Source organism: Micromonospora sp. NPDC126480, from assembly GCF_040302465.1.
Lineage (GTDB): Bacteria > Actinomycetota > Actinomycetes > Mycobacteriales > Micromonosporaceae > Micromonospora.
Genome location: NZ_JBEORU010000015.1, coordinates 138,473 through 154,978, shown reverse-complemented (window position 1 = coordinate 154,978; position 16,506 = coordinate 138,473). Strand labels below are relative to the sequence as shown.

Below are 16,506 nucleotides of genomic sequence, written 5' to 3'. Positions count from 1 at the left end.
GCCGAAGCCCACGCGGTCCTACTCGATCGTCCACGTGATGTAACCACCCCGAGCCCCGCATCATTCCGCCGACCGGGTGCCCCCGACCACACCCCGGAACCGGACACCCGACGCAGAGCGGGACACCGCCACCCGGGCAGGCAGCGGCGATCACGCTGGATGGCAGATGTAGTGGCCTGCTGCGCGCTGGGAGGCCACTACATCTGCGTCGCAGCGCGATCTTTGGCGGTGGCCAAGCGGGCCGTGACACACGAATGACCGATTCGCACCGTCTGTGAAGTCCGACCGAATCCATCACTAAGAGAAGTTTCTCCACACATATCGTGACCAGTTGCGATTCGGGCTCGTTGCGCAGGACGTGGGGGTTGCACTGAGAGACGCGCGGCGGTCGGTCACCAGCTGGTGCCGACGCCACACCATCGGCGGTGACGGGGCGGTGGCGGCCGTCCGTCGCGGAGCACGGCAGGGCGAGCCGGGAACGCTCAGCCGCGAGCAGGAACTCGAACTGATCGACACTTTGCGAGGCAGCTACCCCGACGCGTTCGGCCTGGACGAGGAGCTCTGGACGCGACAGAGCCTGCACACCCTCATCCAGAGCCGGTTCGACCTGCCGCTCGACGCGGGGGCGGTCGGGGCGTACCTGCGGGCCTGGGGGTTGGGTCCGCGCGAGCCCCGCGAGCGCGCCTGCGGCCTGTGCGTCGGCGCGGTCGAGCGGTGGGTACGGACCGAGTACCCGGCGATCACCCGAGCCGCCCAGGAGCACCTGGCGGAGGTGTACTGGATCGGGCGGGTCCGCCTGCGCGGCACCATGCCGGCGGCCGACGTGATCTCCGCCGTCTCGTCCCGCGGCCGGGTCCGGTTCATGATCACCACACCGTCGGTCGACCCGCCGCTGCCCCGGGACTTCGTGCTCCGGCTCAGCGGGGCGGAGCAGCGCTCCGTACAGCTGATCGTGGACGGGTCCTGGCCACGCAACGAGTGGCCGCGCCGGCTGCCCCGTCGCATCGTGCTGCACCCGCTGCCGAGCTGCGGTCGCGCCGTCGCAGCCTGAGCATCCGCGTCGACACTCCGGGGGCACCGGCATACCGATTCGGCGATCGCGGGGGGCGTTTGCTAATCTTCTCGGGTCGCTGAGCCCCCGTAGCTCAGGGGATAGAGCACCGCCCTCCGGAGGCGGGAGCGCAGGTTCGAATCCTGCCGGGGGCACCTCAACCGTACGGTTCCGTCCTCAGCCGTCGGCCCGGCGGGCGCGGGCCCGGCGCTTCCCCTCGTGCATCGCCTGCACCCGGGCCACCGGGATGGTGTGCCCCTCGGCGACCAGGTCGTCGGGGAGCCGCTGCGGCGGGGGCATCGCGTCCGCCCACGGATCATGCGCGGCGACCAGCGCCGGCGCGGTGCGGATCGTGAAGTCGGCCGGCGTGACCGAGGGCAGGTCCGCCCACGCCACCGGGAACGAGACCGGCACGCCCGGCCGCAGCCGCGGGCTGTACGCGGCCACCACGGTCGCCCCGCCCGCCCGGGTCGAGTCGATGAAGACCTTGCCGCCCCGGTCCTCCCGGATGAACGCGGTCGTGGCGAGAGCCGGGTCGAGGCGGGCGGCCCGGGCGGCGAGCGCCCGGGTGGCGGCGGCCAGGTCCGCCGCGGTCGCGTCGCCCGCGACCGGAACGAACACGTGGACGCCTTTCGCCCCGCTCGTCTTCGCCGCGCCGGCCAGCCCGGCGTCGACGAGAGCCCGACGGACCAGCAGCGCGGCGGCCACCGCGACCTCGAACGGCGCGCCCTCCGGTGGGTCGAGGTCGAGTACGAGGTGGGTCGGGCGGTGCAGGTCGGCCACGGCGGCGAGGGTCGGGTGGTACTCCACCGCCCGCTGGTTGGCTAACCAGAGCAGGGTGCGCCGGTCGTCGCAGAGGGCGTACGAGATCTCCCGGTGCGACGCCTCCGCCCACACGCCGACGCGGCGGACCCAGTCGGGGGTGTACCTCGGGAGGTTCTTCTGCATGAACGGGGGCTGGCCGGGGCGCACCCGCACCACCGACAGCGGCCGGTCCCGCAGCGCCGGCAGGATGCGCGCGCTCACCGCGTCCAGATAGTCGACCAGGTCACGCTTGGTCGCCCCGGCCCCGTCGAACAGCGGCTGGTCCAGGTTGGTCAGCGCGACCCCGTCCCGGGTCTCCTCGGCCCCACCCATCCGATCACCCTGCCCCCCGCCGCGGTGGCGGTCAACCGGACACGGCGAAGGGGTCCCGCCCGGCCCGTACGGCGGCGAGCAGATCCGTGACACGAGCCCGGCTGGCCCGGTAGACGCCGGAGCCGAAGCTGACCCGGGCCACCCCGAGGGCCGCGAGTTCCGCGACGCCGGGCGCGCCCGGGCGGGCGAGCGCGTTCACCGGGGCGCCCACCGCGTCCACCAGGGACCGCAGCGCCGCCGGGTCGGCGAGCAGGATCGGGTAGACGCAGTCCGCACCGGCCGCGAGGTAGCGCCGGGCCCGGTCGACGGCCACGACGAGTCGCTCGGTCGGGTCTCCGGTGGAGTGCAGGAAGACGTCCACCCGGGCGTTGAGCACCACCGGCACGCCCGATGCCCCGGCGGCGGCCCGGACGCCGGCCAGCAGGTCCTCCTGCTCGGCGACATCGACCAGCACACCGGTACGCGGGTCGGAGTCCTCCAGGTTGAGCCCCACCGCCCCGGCGGCGAGCAGCCGCTCGACCAGTTCGACGGGGCGCAGCCCGTACCCCCGCTCAAGGTCGGCGGTGACGGGAACGGCGACCGCACGGGCGATGCGCGCCACCGCGGCGAACATCTCGTCGGCCGGGGTGGCCTCGCCGTCGGCGTGGCCGAGCGACTCGGCCACCGCCGCGCTGCTTGTCGCGACGGCCGGGAAGCCCGCCTCGGCGACCGCCCGGGCGGAGCCGGGGTCCCAGGCGTTGGGCAGCACTAGCGGGTCGCCGGGGCGGTGCAGCGCCCGGAGCGTGGCCGCGTGGTCGGAGAGATCCATACCTGGATCTTCCGGCCGGCGCCGCTCCGCCCCGAGCGCCAATCCGTCGGCCGTGGTCCGCCCGCTGGCCAGACGGGCGACCGGTGCCCCTCGATCACCCGCCGGTGCGGCCCGCCGGCTCGGCGGGCGCCAGGGCGACCGCCCGGTCCGCGACCGGTCGTCGGCCCACCGTGGCCGCGGCCAGCACCAGTGCGGCGACGACCAGCGCGGCGGCCACGGCGAAGGCGGTCCGGTACCCGGCGGCGAGGGCCGCGGTTCCGGTCCAGCCGGCCTCCCGGAGCGATCCGGTACGGCTTGCGGCAAGTGTGGCGAGCACGGCCAGCCCGAGCGCGCCGCCCACCTGCTGGGTCGTGTTGACCAGTCCGGAGGCCAGCCCGGCGTCGGCCGGGTCGGCGCCGGCCATCGCCAGGGCGGTGACCGACGGCAGGACCAGACCCCCGGCGACGCCGAACACCAGCACCGCCGGCAGCACGTCGGCGAGGTAGCCGCCGTCGGCCGGGAGACGGGCGAGGAGCAGGAAGCCGACCACGGCGAGGCCGAGCCCGGCGAGCAGCACCGGCCGGGCGCCGTACCGGGCCGCCAGCCGGCCGGCGAATCCCAGCGAGACCACCGCGATGGCCACCGGGGTGGGCAGGAAGGCCAGCCCGGCGGCGGTGGCGTCGAGTCCCAGCACGAGCTGGAGCGCCAGCGCGAGCAGGAACTGGAATCCGAAGAACGCGGCGACCGCCAGGAACTGCACGGCGTTGGCGGCGACCAGGTCGGGGGTGCGCAGCACCCGGGACGGCAGCAGCGGCGTCGCGGCCACCCGCTGCCGGTGGGCGAACGCGCCGAGCAGTACGGCGGCGAGCAGCGCGGCGCCGACCGTACGGGCCGAGGTCCAGCCGTGTTCGGCGGTCCCGACGATCGCCAGGACCGCCGCCATCAACCCGGAGGTCCCGAGCACCGCGCCGGGGACGTCCAGACCGGCGCGGAGGCCGAGACCCCGGTCGGCGGCGAGTACGCGGCCGGCGACCAGCAGGACCAGCAGCCCGATCGGCACGTTGACGAGGAAGATGGCCGGCCAGCCGGCGGCACCGGTGAGCACCCCGCCGGCGAGCATCCCGATCGACGACCCGGCGGCCCCGGTGAAGCTGAACACGGCGATGGCCCGGGTACGGGCGGCGGGCTCGGGATGGAGCCGCACGATCATCCCGAGGCTCACCGCCGTCGCGGCCGCCCCGCCGGCGCCCTGGAGGAAGCGGGCGAGCACCAGCACGGCGGGGGTGGCCGCCACGGCGCAGAGCAGTGACGCCGCGGTGAAGAGCGCGACGCCGGCGAGGAACACCCGCCGCCGGCCGAGCAGGTCGCCGAGGCGTCCCGCGAGCAGGAGCAGCCCGCCGAACGCGATGAGGTACGCGTTGACCACCCAGGCCAGCCCGGCGGCGGAGAAGCCGAGGTCACGCTGGATGGCCGGGAGGGCGATGGCGACGACGCTGCCGTCGAGGATGACCATGAGGCTGCCGGCGCAGAGCACGAGCAGCGCCAGCAGGCGGGACGGTCGGGTACGGGTCGGCATGAGGAAGCCCTCCTAGGTGCATGCTTTGTTACCGACGCCATCCTCTGTGACCATCAGGCGGAGCGTAAGGAGGCACTTTCATGTCCCAGGGGAACAGCGATGTGCCCGAGGCCGGCTGCGACGGCGGCCTGTTCACGCCCGGCCAGGCGAAGGCCTGCACGGTCCGCGAGGTGCTCGACCGGGTGGGCGGCAAGTGGAGCATCGGCATCCTGGTGGCCGCCTCCCGGGGCCCGGTGCGCTTCACCGAGCTGGAGCGCTGCGTCGAGGGCATCAGTCGGCGGATGCTGACGCTGACCCTGCGCAACCTGGAACGGGACGGCCTGCTGCGGCGCACGGTCTACCCCACCGTGCCGCCGAAGGTCGAGTACACCGCCACCCCGATCGCCCTCGAGCTGTACGAGTCGCTTGTCGCCCTCACCGAGTGGGCCGAGCGGCACCGCGCCGAGATCGCCGCCGCCCGGGCCGCGTACGACCGGTCGCACGGCCGTGTGGCGAACGCCACCGAACCGATCTGACCGATCGGTCAGCACCTGACCGATCGGTCAGGCATGCTGGTCGAGGAGGTGGGACCGGCATGGCACGGGTGGTACCCGAGACGCACGGCGAGATCCTCGCCGCGGCGGGGCGACGGTTCGCGCTGACCGGCTACCGCGGCACGTCACTGCAGGAGATCGCCCGCGACGTCGGCTGTTCCAAGGCGGCGGTGCTCTACCACTTCGCCAACAAGGAGGCCATCCTCACCGAGCTGATGGCCCGGCCGATCGCCGTCCTGCGGGAGCTGGACGAGCGGATCGTCGCCGCGAGCGGCCCCGCCGAGGCGCAGCGCGTCGCGGCGGAGGGCTTCGTCGACCTGGCGGTCCGGTTCCGGCGGGAGATCGCGCTGCTGCGCGGTGAGTTCGCGGAGCTGCTCCAGGAACCCGCCTTCGTCCACATCCAGCAGATCTCCGAACGGCTCATCGACGCGTTCGCCGGGCACTCCGAGCGCCCGGCGGCCCGGATCGCCGCACTGGTGGTGCTCGCCGGCATCGCCGAGACGTGCGGCAAGTTCGTCGACGTGCCGGACGGGGAACTGCGTCCCGCGCTACTGGCGCTGGTACGCCGGGCACTCGAGCCCGTCGACTGACCCAACCAACACGACCGAGGGGACACCGAAACCAATGGCGACCCTGCTCTACCGGCTCGGCCGCGGCTCGATGCGCCGACGGCGCCTCGTCGCCGCGCTCTGGCTGGTCGTACTCGTCGGGCTCGGCCTGGCGGCCCTGACCCTGCGCGCCCCGACGGCGAGCGACTTCAGCATGCCCGGCACCGAGTCCCAGCGGGCGCAGGACCTGCTCGCCGAGCAGTTCCCGGCGGCCAGCGGCGCCACCGGCACGATCGCGGTCAAGGCTCCGGAACCCGGGCTGCTCGGCACACCGCAGGGCCAGGCGGTGGTCGGGCAGCTCACCCAGGAGGCCGCGACGCTGCCCGGCGTGATCGGCGCCGTCGACCCGCTCACCGCGCAGGCCGTCACACCCGACGGGCGGTACGGGCTGATCCAGGTCCAGTTCGCCGAGGGCGCGGACAAGGTCACCGACGAACAGCGGGAGGCGTACGAGAAGGTCGGTGCCGCGGCCGAGGCGCAGGGCTGGCAGGTGGCCCCCGGCGGCGAGGTCCTCAACACCGAGCCGGAGGTCGGCTCGACCGAGGCGATCGGTGTGGCGATCGCGGCGATCGTCCTGGTGATCACGTTCGGCTCGCTGGTGGCGGCCGGGATGACCATGCTGAACGCGCTGATCGGCGTGGGTGTCGGGATGGCCGGCCTGTTCGCGCTCAGCGGCGTCATCGAGCTGACCAGCACCGCGCCCATCCTCGCCCTGATGCTCGGCCTCGCGGTCGGCATCGACTATTCGCTGTTCATCACCTCTCGGTACCGACAGAACCTGCTCGAAGGGTTGCCCCGGGACGAGGCGGTCGGCCGGGCGGTCGGCACCGCCGGCTCCGCCGTACTCTTCGCCGGCGCGACCGTGGTCATCGCACTGGCCGGCCTGGCCGTGGTGAACATCCCGTTCCTCACCGTCATGGGTCTCGCCGCCGCCGGCACGGTCACCGTCGCCGTGCTGGTCGCCCTGACGCTGCAGCCGGCGCTGCTCGGTTTCGCCGGCCGCCGGGTGCTCCCGCGCAAGCTGCGCGGCACGTTCGACGAGGGCCGGGCCGTGGCGCCGGTGGAGGGCACGCCGCCCGCCGAGGACCGCTCCGGCTTCGGGTTCCGCTGGGCCCGCCTGGTGACCCGCTTCCGGCTGCCGGTCATCCTGGTCGGCCTGGTCGGGCTGGGCGTGCTCGCGCTGCCCACCCCCGACATGCGGCTGGCGCTGCCGGACCCGGGCACCGCGCCCGTCGGGTCGCCGGCCCGGGTCTCCAACGACCTGATCAGCGAGGGCTTCGGGCCCGGCTTCACCGGCCGGCTGGCGGTCGTGGTGGCCGGGGACAGCCCGGAGGCCACCGCCGCCGCCGTACCGCAGGTCACCGCCCTGGTCCAGCGCACCGAGAACGTCCTCGCCGTGGCCCCGCCGCAGCTCAGCCCGGACGGCCGGACGGCCCTGCTCGGTGTGGTTCCGAAGACCGGGCCCACCGACGCGGCCACCGAGACGGTGGTGGACGACATCCGCGGCGCGGTCGACGGCATCCAGGGCGCGGACGTGCTGCTCACCGGCGTGACCGCGATCGGCATCGACGTCTCGGAGAAGCTCTCCGACGCGCTGCCGGTCTACCTGCTGCTCGTGGTCGGGCTCTCGGTGCTGCTGCTGATGCTGGTGTTCCGCTCCCTGCTGGTGCCGGTGAAGGCGGCGCTCGGCTTCCTGCTCACCGTGGCGGCCACCTTCGGGCTCACCGTCGCGGTCTTCCAGCAGGGCCGCCTCGCCGACCTGGTCGGCCTGGACACCCCGGGCCCGCTGGTCAGCTTCCTGCCGATCCTGCTCATCGGCATCCTGTTCGGCCTGGCGATGGACTACGAGGTCTTCCTGGTGTCCCGGATGCGGGAGGACTTCGTCCACGGCGACACCGCGCACCAGGCCACCATCAACGGGATGGGGCACGGCGCCCGCGTGGTCACCGCCGCCGCGCTCATCATGATCTCGGTCTTCGGCGGCTTCGTGTTCATGGAGGACCCGATCATCAAGTCGATGGGCTTCGCGCTCGCGGTCGGCGTGGCGATCGACGCGTTCGTCGTCCGGATGACAATCGTTCCGGCGGTCATGTCGCTGCTCGACCGCGCGGCCTGGTGGCTGCCCCGCTGGCTCGACCGGGCGCTGCCGAATGTGGACGTCGAGGGTGAGGGCCTGCGCGCCCACCTGGCGGAGAAGGAGCCCGCCCACTCCTGAGGTGTGTAAGGAAGGGCCCCTTGTTAACGCCTGGCGTTGTACAAGGGGCCCCTCTTAACAAGGCCCACTCACACGCCCGCCGGGTACGTCTCCATCTCGCCCGGAGCGGTCAACGCGGGCAGCGGATGCAGGGCGGTCGCCTCGTCGCACCAGATGAACGCGTCGTACCGCTCCCCCAGCCGGGTCGGCACGTAGTTGCCCCACGACTCGAACGACGGGTCGTAGACGACACCGACAGCGCGGTGGTCGAGCGGCTCGGTGACCCAGCCCGGCTGATCGCCGCCGAAGATCAGCACCGCCCGTTCGGGCATCAGCTCGTGCAACCGCCCCTCGACCGACGTGTCCCGCGCCGGCGGCACGATCATCACCTCGGCCGGCGAGCCCCAGCGCGGCGCGGCGATCACCGTACCCCGGTAACTGCCGAACCCGACCAGGACGACGTCCTCGCGGCCGTGCCGCTCGCGGGCCAGCTGGCCGATGTTGACCATGCCGTCGGCGGCCATGTCGGTCGCCCGCGCGTCGCCGACGTGGGTGTTGTGCGCCCAGACCACCCCGCGCGCCGCCGGCCCGTAGCGCTCCAGCAGCCGGTCCAGCGTGTCGACCATGTGGATGTCACGCACGTTCCAGGACTCCGGTCCGCCCGCGACCATCGCCCGGTAGTACCGCTCCGCGCCGGCCACCACCTCCGCGTTCTGCCAGGCCGAGAAGGCGCCCGCGCCGTCCGTCGCGGCGTGTTCCCGGGTACGCGCGAGCAGGCGTACCACCTCCTCCTCGCAGCGCGCCGAGACGAACCGGCTGGCCGCGCCGTACTCCTCGACCCGCTTGCCGTACGGCTCGAAGCACCGGTACGCGTCCTGCGCGGCCTCCAGCGACGCCGGGTCCTCCTCGCCCAGGTAGTCGAAGATCGCCTGCATCGACTCCCACAGGCTGTAGACGTCCAGGCCGTGGAAGCCGGCGCGCTGCCCTTCGGGCCGTTCCACGTTCCAGGCGCGCAGCCAGCGGCAGAAGCGCGCCACCTCGGCGTTCGCCCACATCCAGGTGGGCCAGCGCTCGAACCGTTCGAGGGCGGCCTGCGGTTCCACGGCGCCTCCCGGGGCGGCGGTGACCGCCCGGTTCACCCGGTCGCAGTCCGGCCAGTCCCCCTCCACCGCCACGAACGAGAAGCCGCACTCGGCGATCAACCGCCGGGTCAGCTGTTCCCGCAGCCGGTAGTAGTCGTAGCTGCCGTGCGTCGCCTCCCCGATCATCACGATCCGGGCGTCCCGGACGCGCTCCAGCAACGGGTCGAAGTCGCTCGGCGCGCCGAGCCGCTGAACCAGCATGCCGGGCGGCTACCCGGCGGGCCGGTGGGCAAACCGGTGTGGCGACGCGCGGAGCGGGTAGCCGGCCGCATGACCGTCACCGGGGTGCAGTTGCAGGAGTACCTGGCCGGGCTCGACTACCCGGTCTCCCGGGAGGACCTGGTCCGGTGGGGCCAGGAGAACGGGCTGAGCACGGAGGCGCTCCAGGTGCTGAAGGCGCTGCAGCCGGAGAGCTTCGACTCGGCGGCCGAACTGGCCGAGGCGCTGAACACGCTCTCCTGAGTGTTAAGAAGGGGCCCTTGTACAACCCGAGGCGATAACAAGGGGCCCTTCCTTACATCCGGAGCAGGCGGAACAGGACCAGCCACTGCTCGGGCCACACGTGCCCGACCGGCGTGGCCGGGTCGAGGCGGGTCGCGCGCAGGGCCGCCGCCAGCCGCGCCGGGGCGTGCCGGCGGCCGAGCGAGGCCGCGAGCGAACCGCCGGCACCGTCGAAGCCCAGCTCCACCATCCGGCGGTACGCGGGCAGCGCCGCCGCCGGCAGCAGCGGCTCCGCCCGGCGCTCCACGCGCAGGATGCCGGCGTCCACGCGGGGCACCGGGCGGAACGCGGTCCGGGGTACCCGCCCGGCGAACCGCCAGCTGAACTCGGGCCAGGTCAGCACGGTCAGCCTCGTCCACCGCCCGTAGTCGCCGCTGCGCCGGCGGGCGTACTCGAGCTGGGTCAGCAGGGTCGCCGCGCGCAGGGCGGGCGCGGCGAGGCACCAGCGCACCACGGCGGAGGTCAGTGACCACGGGATGTTGCCGACCACCTCGAACGGCGTGCGGGGTGGCTCGGCGGCCAGGAAGTCGGCCTGCCGGCACGTCACCGTGGACAGGTCCGCGCAGGCCCGGGCCAGTTGGGCGCCGGCGGCCGGGTCAACCTCGTACGCAACGAGGCGACGGCAGCGTGCGGCGAGCGGACGGGTCAGTTGGCCGCGCCCGGCGCCCACCTCCAGCAGGAGGCCGTCCGGGTCGGGTCGGGCCGCCCGGACGATCCGCTCGATCGAGGCCGGGTCGGCGAGGAAATTCTGGGAGAGGACGCGACGGGACCGGTCGCGTTCGGTTGCTCGGGTACGGCGGGGCGCCACGGGTCGTCGTCCTGTCTGTCGCCGTGCGGCGACGGGATGGACAGGCGGCCGGAGATCGGGCCTGTCCGAGTGGATCGGGACTCGGACGGCCCTGGGCGCGGGCGCGCGGTGCGCGGGTCGGATCAGTCGCGGGGCGCGCCGGCCAGGGCCGGACGCCGGACGCGCGGGCGGGCCACCAGCAGCGGCCCGAAGGCGGCCGACGTTGCGGCCCCCTTGATCAGCGTGTACGTGGGCATGTGCGAACCCTAAGGCCCGCAAATCCCCCACTCCACCGATTTCCTCCCCGAGGTTGATCAAGAGGTTCTGGTCGCGAACCGCCGTGGAAGTCGACGAAAATCTCTTGATCGACGTGGAGTGGACGGCCGGGCCGACCTCAGGCCGGCACGTCGACGGTGCGGGACTCCGCCCGGGCGGTCTCGGCCGCCGCGAGGACGGCCACCACCTCGCGGCCGAAGCGGACGTCGAGGCGGTGGTCCCGAATACCCGAATCGATCTCCTCCAGCAGCTGGTCGATCGCCGTCCCGTACGCGTCCGCGACCGTGCCCTTGCCCAGCGGGGCGGTCTCGATGCCGCTGTCGCCGTAGAAGACGACGTCGCGGGTGACGGCGTCGCCGGGCGCGTCCAGGGTGAGGGAGACGCTGCTGGTGGCGCCGCCGTCGTGGGTGAGCAGCAGGTGGGTCATGCCGCGGGGGCCGTCCATCGCGGCGACCCGGGTCACCCGGCCGAGCACCGGCAGGATGATCGACAGGGCGTGCGGGCCGACGTCCCAGAGGGCGCCGTGCTCGCGCCGCCAGACCGACGTCCCGTACGGGTTGCCGGGTTGGTAGATCGAGGCGAAGAAGGTCGCGTCGCAGTGGTGCCAGCCGCCGTCGGCGGCGGTCGCGGCGAGGAACGTCGTGACGTTCGGGTGGTACCGCTGGGTGAAGAAGATCACCGACGCCGCCCCCGAGGCCCCGGCCGCGGCCACCACCCGGTCGGCGTCGGCGAGCGTCAGCGCGAGCGGCTTGTCGAGCAGCAGGTGCCGGCCGGCGGTGGCCGCCCGGGTCGCGATCTCGGCCTGCACGTCGGGCGGGAGGGCGATCGCCACGGCGTCGCACGCCTCGATGAGCGCGTCGACGTCGTCGAACGCCGGCACCCCGTACCGTTGGGCGAGCGCCGCGGCCTTCGCCGGGTCCCGTCCCCAGACGCCGGCGAGGGTGGTACGCGGATGGGCGGCCAGCCCCGCGCCGTGCGTCTCGCCCGCCCAGTGCCCGGTGCCGAACAACCCGAACCGCACCACGAGAACCCCCATGCCGTCGTCGCGCCGCGGCACGCCCGCGGCTCCTCGGGTCACGCTATCGGGCCGTCCCACCGGCCGCCCGCGACTCCCCCGCGAGACCGCCGGCACGCGTGTACTACAGCGATTAGTAGAGTGTGCCGGTGAATGTAGCGAGCGCGATGACCAGCGCGGCGGCCAACTCCCCGGTGGACGGGGTCCTCGCGACCGTTCCGATCGTGCTGTCGCTCCTCGTCGCGGTGTGGGCCCTGGTGACGACGCTGCGGCACCGCGCGCCGGACCGGGTCCAGTTCGCCGGCCTGGCGGTGCTGGAGGTGGCCCTGCTGGTGCTCGCGGTGGTCGCCCTGGTCGCCCTCGGCGGCGGGGAGCGGCCGGGTGAGCCGGGCGCGTTCTTCGGCTACCTGGCCACGCTGGTCTGCCTGCCGCCGCTGGCCTGGGTGCTGGCCCGGATGGAGCCGACCCGGTGGGGTTCGGCAATCGTCTGCGCGGTCTGCCTGGTCACCCCCGTGGTGGTGGTCCGGCTGCAACAGACCTGGGAGGTGCTCGGTGGCTGACGTACGCGCGCCGCAACGGAAGCGGACCAACGCCGGCCCGGGCCGCCTGCTGATCGCGGTGTACCTGCTGTTCGCGATCGCCGCCACCAGCCGGGCCGGGCTCCAGATCGCCACGAGGTTCGACGAGGCGCCGCTGGCGTACCTGCTCTCCGCGCTCGCCGCCGCCATCTACATCGTGGCGGCGGTGGGCCTGGCCCGGGCCGGCCACGCCGGCCGGCGGGTCGCCCTGGCCTGCTGCACGGTGGAGCTGGTGGGCGTGCTCGGGGTCGGCGCGTTCAGCCTGGCCCGGCCGGACCTCTTTCCCGACGAGACGGTCTGGTCGGAGTTCGGCAGCGGGTACGGCTACATCCCGCTGGTCCTGCCGGTCCTCGGCCTGCTCTGGCTCTGGCGCACCCGCACCGACCCCGCGTGAACCCGCCCGCCGCCCGAGCGGGTCAGTCCTTCGGGCCGCCCGCCACGTAGATCACCTGACCGGAGACGAACGAGGCGCCCTCGCTGGCCAGGAACGAGATGGTGTGCGCGACGTCCTCGGGGCGGCCCACCCGGCGGACCGGGATCTCCGCCTCGGCGTGCTTCTGCAGCGCCTCGAAGTCGACCTTCATCCGGGCGGCGGTCGCGGCCGTCATGTCGGTGACGATGAAGCCGGGCGCGACCGCGTTGACGGTCACGCCGAACGGGCCCAGCTCGATGGCCAGGGTCTTCGTGAAGCCCTGCAGGCCGGCCTTGGCAGCCGAGTAGTTCGCCTGCCCCCGGTTCCCGAGGGCGGAGGTGCTGGACAGGTTGACGATCCGGCCCCACTTCCGCTCGACCATGTGCTTCTGGGCCGCCTGGCTGAACAGGAACGCGCCCCGCAGGTGCACGCCCAGGACCGTGTCCCAGTCGGCGTCGGTCATCTTGAACAGCAGGTTGTCCCGCAGGACGCCGGCGTTGTTGACCAGCACGGTCGGCGCGCCCAGTTCGGCGGCGACCCGTTCGACGGCCGCCTCGGCCTGGGCCCGGTCGGCGACGTCGGCGCCGACGCCCAGTGCTCGGCCGCCGGCGGCGGCGATCGCGTCGACGGTCTCCTTGGTCGCGGCCTCCTCGATGTCCACCACGGCCACGGCCAGCCCGTCGGCGGCCAGACGCTTCGCGGTGGCCGCCCCGATGCCCCGCGCCGCACCGGTCACGATGGCGACCCGCTGCTCCTCCGACATGCCTACCTCCCGGTAACTTCGCTCGATCGAAGGAGCTTAACCCAGGGGTACGGCGGCACCACCCGGCCTAGAAGGAGCGGCCCCGGCACAGGCGGATCCAGCGGTAGCCGTAGCCGGCCAGCTTGAGCCGGTCGAGCTTGCCCACCGGCTCGTAGTTCTGGTCGACAAGCACGTCGATCGGCTGGTCGGCCTCCGGCGCGAGATGGCTCAGGTCCACCTCGGCGTCGTCGGTGCCGAGGTTGTGCAGGAAGACCATCGTGCCGCTCGGGCCGTCGGCCCGGTGCGCCAGCACGCCGGGCGGGGTGGGTACGTCGATGTGGGTGGTCGAGCCGGAGCCGATCTCGGGTGCCTCGCGCAGCGTACGGATCATGCGCTCGAACCAGGCCAGCAGGGACCGGGGGTCACGCCGCTGGGCGGTGACGTTGACCCGGTCGTAGCCGAACTCGCCCTTGTCGAGCACCGGCCGGACCAGCTTCTCCGGGTCCGCGGTGGAGAAGCCGGCGTTCGGCTGGTACGACCACTGCATCGGCGTACGGATCGCGTGCCGGCCGGGCAGCGACAGGTCCTCGCCCATGCCGATCTCCTCGCCGTAGCGCAGCACCGGCGTGCCGCGCAGCGAGAACTGCAGCGAGTACGCCAGCTCGATGCGGCGCCGGTCGTTGCCGAGCATCGGGGCGAGCCGGCGGCGGATGCCCCGGTCGTAGATCCGCATGTGCTCCTCGGGACCGAACTGCGCGTACACCTCGTTGCGCTGCTCGGCGGTGAGCCGGGACAGGTCGATCTCGTCGTGGTTGCGCAGGAAGGTCGCCCACTGCCCGCCGGTCGGCAACGCCGGGGTGTCCCGCAGCGCCTCGATCACCGGCTCCGGGTCCTGCCGGGCCAGGGCGAGCATCAGCCGGCCGTTCAGCATGAAGTCGAAGAGCATGTGCAGCCGGTTGCCCGACCCGCCGCTGTCGCCGAAGAACTGCGGCAACTGGTCCGGCTCCACGTTGGCCTCGGCCAGCAGGACCGCGTCCCCGCGCCGCCACTGGACGTGCTGCCGCAGGTCGGTGAGGAACTCGAAGTCCTTGGGCGAGGACGGGTTGCCCGGCTCGGTCTGCTCGATGATGAACGGCACCGCGTCCATCCGGAAGCCGGCGACGCCGAGCTGGAGCCAGAACGACATGATCTTCTTGATCTCCGCCCGCACCTCGGGGTTGCTGACGTTGAGGTCCGGCTGGAACTTGTAGAAGCGGTGGTAGTACCAGGCCTTCGCGGTGCGGTCGTACGTCCACGTCTCGTGCTGCTCGCCGGGGAACACCATGCCCTGGTAGCGGTCGTCCGGCTCGTGGTCCGACCAGACGTACCAGTCGCGGTACGGCGAGTCCGGCGAGGACCGGGCGGAGACGAACCACGGGTGCTCGTCCGAGGTGTGGTTGACGACCAGGTCGATGATCACCCGGATGCCGAGGTTGCGTGCCTGGTGCAGCAGCTCCGCGAAGTCGCCGAGCGTCCCGAAGCGCGGGTCCACGTTGTAGAAGTCGGTGGCGTCGTACCCGTCGTCCCGGTTGGGTGACGGATGGATCGGGTGCAGCCAGAGGCAGTTCACGCCCAGCCGCGCCAGGTAGTCGAGCCGGCCGAGCAGACCCCGGATGTCCCCGACGCCGTCGCCGTCGGAGTCCGCGAACGTGTCGATGTCGAGGCAGTAGACGACGGCCTCGGAGTACCAACGGTCACCCATGCCCCGGTTATGTCTCCGGTGTCGCCGCGCCCCAAACGCGACGGGTACGGTCCCCGTCATGAGTACCGAAGCCGTCGGCTGGTTCAACGGCACCTGGCTGCGCCCGCCCGTCCACGTCGAGGAGGGGCCCGGGGGCGAACTGGTGGTCGAGCCCGCCGAGGGCAGCGACCTGTGGCGGCACACGTCGTACGGTTTCGTGCACGACGACGCACCGGCGCTGCTCGCGCCCTTCCCCGTCGGCAGCGCCGTGGAGGTGACCTTCCGGCTGGACTACACGGCGCAGTTCGATCAGGCGGGCGCGCTGGTCCGGGTGGACGAGCGCACCTGGATCAAGGCGGGCGTCGAGATCAGCGACGGCCAGCCGCAGGTCGGCGCCGTGGTGACCCGGGAATTCTCCGACTGGTCGGTCGCGCCGGTGCCGGAGTGGGTCGGCCGGGACGTGACGGTCCGGGTCAGCCGGGCCGGGGACGCGTTGACCGTCCGGGCCCGCACCGGGACCGAGCCGTGGCGGCTGGTCCGGCTCGCGCCGCTGCCGCCGGAGGCGGTCACGCTCGCCGGGCCGTACTGCTGCTCCCCCACCCGCGGCGGCCTGCGGATCCGCTTCACCGCCTGGCGGCGCGGCCCGGCCGACGCGGCGCTGCACTGAGGCCCGCGCCACGCCTGCGTGTAACCGCCTGCCCGCCGGGTACCTCCTTCCGATCCCCCTATCGCAGCGGAAGGATCGCGATGGCACTCGCCCAGGACGTCGACCCGCAGCAGTTCGGGGGATTCACCGGATGGGTGGCCGGCGTTCTCGACTCGCTCGGGGCGGCCGGCGTGGCCCTGCTGGTCGCGCTCGAGAGCATCATCCCGCCGATCCCGAGCGAGATCGTCCTCGCGATGGCGGGCTACCTGGCCGGCGAGGGCCGCTTCAACGTCGTCCTGATCGTGGTCGCGGCGACGGTCGGCTCGCTGGCGGGCGCCCTCGCGCTCTACTGGGTCGGCGCCGTCCTCGGCGAGGACCGGTTGAAACGGTGGCTGGACCGGTTGCCGCTGGTGGACCTCGACGACCTGGAGCGGGCGGACCGCTGGTTCGAGCTTCACGGCCGGTGGGCGGTGCTGTTCGGCCGCCTGGTCCCGGTGGTCCGCAGCCTGGTGTCCGTGCCCGCCGGGGCCAACCGGATGCCGCTGGCCGAGTTCGTCGCCTTCACCACGCTGGGCAGCGGCGTCTGGAACACCCTTATCGTCGGGCTCGGGTACACGCTCGGCACCCGCTGGGAGGACGTCGACCGGTACAGCGACTGGTTCAACTACGCCATCTACGCGGTCTTCGCGGTCCTGATCGTCAGCTGGGCGGTGAAGAAGATCCGCCGGCGGCGCGACCGCGAGTCGGTCGGCGCCGGGCGGTGACCGGGCCGCGCACCCTCGGGTACGCGGCCCGGCGCCG

Annotated in this window: 16 protein-coding genes, 1 tRNA gene and 1 pseudogene; 10 read left to right on the top strand and 8 right to left on the bottom strand. The window is 73.3% G+C overall.

Features of this window, described 5'->3' with window-relative positions:
• Nucleotides 1-358: 358 nt before the first annotated feature.
• Nucleotides 359-1,051, top strand: coding sequence for a winged helix-turn-helix domain-containing protein (locus ABTW87_RS16565; protein ID WP_350651681.1), 693 nt, complete (start codon nucleotides 359-361; stop codon nucleotides 1,049-1,051).
• Between the two features lie 83 nt (nucleotides 1,052-1,134).
• Nucleotides 1,135-1,206: transfer RNA gene (locus ABTW87_RS16560), tRNA-Arg, on the top strand.
• 22 nt (nucleotides 1,207-1,228) lie between these two features.
• Here ABTW87_RS16560 and ABTW87_RS16555 read toward each other — a convergent pair.
• The 3 genes from ABTW87_RS16555 to ABTW87_RS16545 form a co-directional block, all read right to left on the bottom strand.
• On the bottom strand, nucleotides 1,229-2,188 hold the full coding sequence (locus ABTW87_RS16555; protein WP_350651669.1) for a DNA polymerase domain-containing protein: 960 nt from the start codon (nucleotides 2,186-2,188) through the stop codon (nucleotides 1,229-1,231).
• 31 nt (nucleotides 2,189-2,219) lie between these two features.
• Entirely contained in the window at nucleotides 2,220-2,996 is a 777-nt protein-coding gene (locus ABTW87_RS16550; protein WP_350651668.1) for an isocitrate lyase/PEP mutase family protein, read from the bottom strand.
• A gap of 94 nt (nucleotides 2,997-3,090) precedes the next feature.
• The gene (locus tag ABTW87_RS16545; RefSeq protein ID WP_350651667.1) at nucleotides 3,091-4,551 is read right to left on the bottom strand and encodes an MFS transporter; all 1,461 of its coding nucleotides are present in this window, start codon (nucleotides 4,549-4,551) and stop codon (nucleotides 3,091-3,093) included.
• 80 nt (nucleotides 4,552-4,631) lie between these two features.
• On the opposite strand from ABTW87_RS16545, the gene ABTW87_RS16540 reads away from it, so the two are divergent.
• Genes ABTW87_RS16540 through ABTW87_RS16530 form a run of 3 tightly spaced genes read left to right on the top strand, consistent with a single transcriptional unit; the run spans nucleotide 4,632 to nucleotide 7,907 of the window.
• Nucleotides 4,632-5,066 (top strand): winged helix-turn-helix transcriptional regulator, encoded by a 435-nt coding sequence (locus tag ABTW87_RS16540; protein WP_350651666.1) that lies wholly within the window; start codon nucleotides 4,632-4,634, stop codon nucleotides 5,064-5,066.
• Between the two features lie 59 nt (nucleotides 5,067-5,125).
• Entirely contained in the window at nucleotides 5,126-5,674 is a 549-nt protein-coding gene (locus tag ABTW87_RS16535) for a TetR/AcrR family transcriptional regulator (protein WP_350651665.1), read from the top strand.
• A 34-nt stretch (nucleotides 5,675-5,708) separates the two neighbouring features.
• On the top strand, nucleotides 5,709-7,907 hold the full coding sequence (locus ABTW87_RS16530) for an MMPL family transporter (RefSeq protein WP_350651664.1): 2,199 nt from the start codon (nucleotides 5,709-5,711) through the stop codon (nucleotides 7,905-7,907).
• 68 nt (nucleotides 7,908-7,975) lie between these two features.
• Here the strand turns inward: ABTW87_RS16530 and ABTW87_RS16525 are convergent, their stop codons facing one another.
• Complete coding sequence (locus ABTW87_RS16525) at nucleotides 7,976-9,229, bottom strand: erythromycin esterase family protein (protein ID WP_350651663.1); 1,254 nt, start codon at nucleotides 9,227-9,229, stop codon at nucleotides 7,976-7,978.
• A gap of 69 nt (nucleotides 9,230-9,298) precedes the next feature.
• On the opposite strand from ABTW87_RS16525, the gene ABTW87_RS16520 reads away from it, so the two are divergent.
• Entirely contained in the window at nucleotides 9,299-9,490 is a 192-nt protein-coding gene (locus ABTW87_RS16520; protein WP_350651680.1) for a DUF2795 domain-containing protein, read from the top strand.
• Nucleotides 9,491-9,542: 52 nt separating this feature from the next.
• On the opposite strand, the gene erm is transcribed toward ABTW87_RS16520, so the two are convergent.
• Together erm and ABTW87_RS16510 are read right to left on the bottom strand one after the other, a co-directional pair.
• Nucleotides 9,543-10,337, bottom strand: a complete 795-nt coding sequence (gene erm, locus ABTW87_RS16515; RefSeq protein ID WP_350651662.1) for an ErmE/ErmH/ErmO/ErmR family 23S rRNA (adenine(2058)-N(6))-methyltransferase — start codon at nucleotides 10,335-10,337, stop codon at nucleotides 9,543-9,545.
• Between the two features lie 373 nt (nucleotides 10,338-10,710).
• The gene (locus ABTW87_RS16510) at nucleotides 10,711-11,616 is read right to left on the bottom strand and encodes a Gfo/Idh/MocA family protein (protein WP_350651679.1); all 906 of its coding nucleotides are present in this window, start codon (nucleotides 11,614-11,616) and stop codon (nucleotides 10,711-10,713) included.
• A 134-nt stretch (nucleotides 11,617-11,750) separates the two neighbouring features.
• Here ABTW87_RS16510 and ABTW87_RS16505 point away from each other — a divergent pair, with 134 nt between their 5' ends.
• Nucleotides 11,751-12,167: a hypothetical protein gene (locus ABTW87_RS16505; RefSeq protein WP_350651661.1), complete on the top strand. Its 417-nt coding sequence runs from the start codon at nucleotides 11,751-11,753 to the stop codon at nucleotides 12,165-12,167.
• Nucleotides 12,160-12,629: pseudogene (locus tag ABTW87_RS16500) on the top strand (hypothetical protein). Before ABTW87_RS16505 ends, ABTW87_RS16500 begins: the two are co-directional and overlap by 8 nt.
• Here ABTW87_RS16500 and fabG read toward each other — a convergent pair.
• Both fabG and ABTW87_RS16490 read right to left on the bottom strand, forming a co-directional pair.
• Nucleotides 12,602-13,360, bottom strand: a complete 759-nt coding sequence (gene fabG, locus ABTW87_RS16495; protein ID WP_350651659.1) for a 3-oxoacyl-ACP reductase FabG — start codon at nucleotides 13,358-13,360, stop codon at nucleotides 12,602-12,604. The pseudogene ABTW87_RS16500 and the gene fabG sit on opposite strands and share 28 nt — an antisense overlap.
• A 67-nt stretch (nucleotides 13,361-13,427) precedes the next feature.
• Nucleotides 13,428-15,080, bottom strand: coding sequence for an alpha-amylase family protein (locus ABTW87_RS16490; RefSeq protein ID WP_350651658.1), 1,653 nt, complete (start codon nucleotides 15,078-15,080; stop codon nucleotides 13,428-13,430).
• Nucleotides 15,081-15,138: 58 nt separating this feature from the next.
• Here ABTW87_RS16490 and ABTW87_RS16485 point away from each other — a divergent pair, with 58 nt between their 5' ends.
• Nucleotides 15,139-15,726 carry a DUF1349 domain-containing protein gene (locus ABTW87_RS16485; protein WP_350651657.1) on the top strand — a complete coding sequence of 196 codons (588 nt, stop codon included), beginning with the start codon at nucleotides 15,139-15,141 and terminating at the stop codon, nucleotides 15,724-15,726.
• 80 nt (nucleotides 15,727-15,806) lie between these two features.
• On the top strand, nucleotides 15,807-16,469 hold the full coding sequence (locus ABTW87_RS16480) for a DedA family protein (RefSeq protein ID WP_350651656.1): 663 nt from the start codon (nucleotides 15,807-15,809) through the stop codon (nucleotides 16,467-16,469).
• The last annotated feature ends 37 nt before the right edge of the window (nucleotides 16,470-16,506 follow it).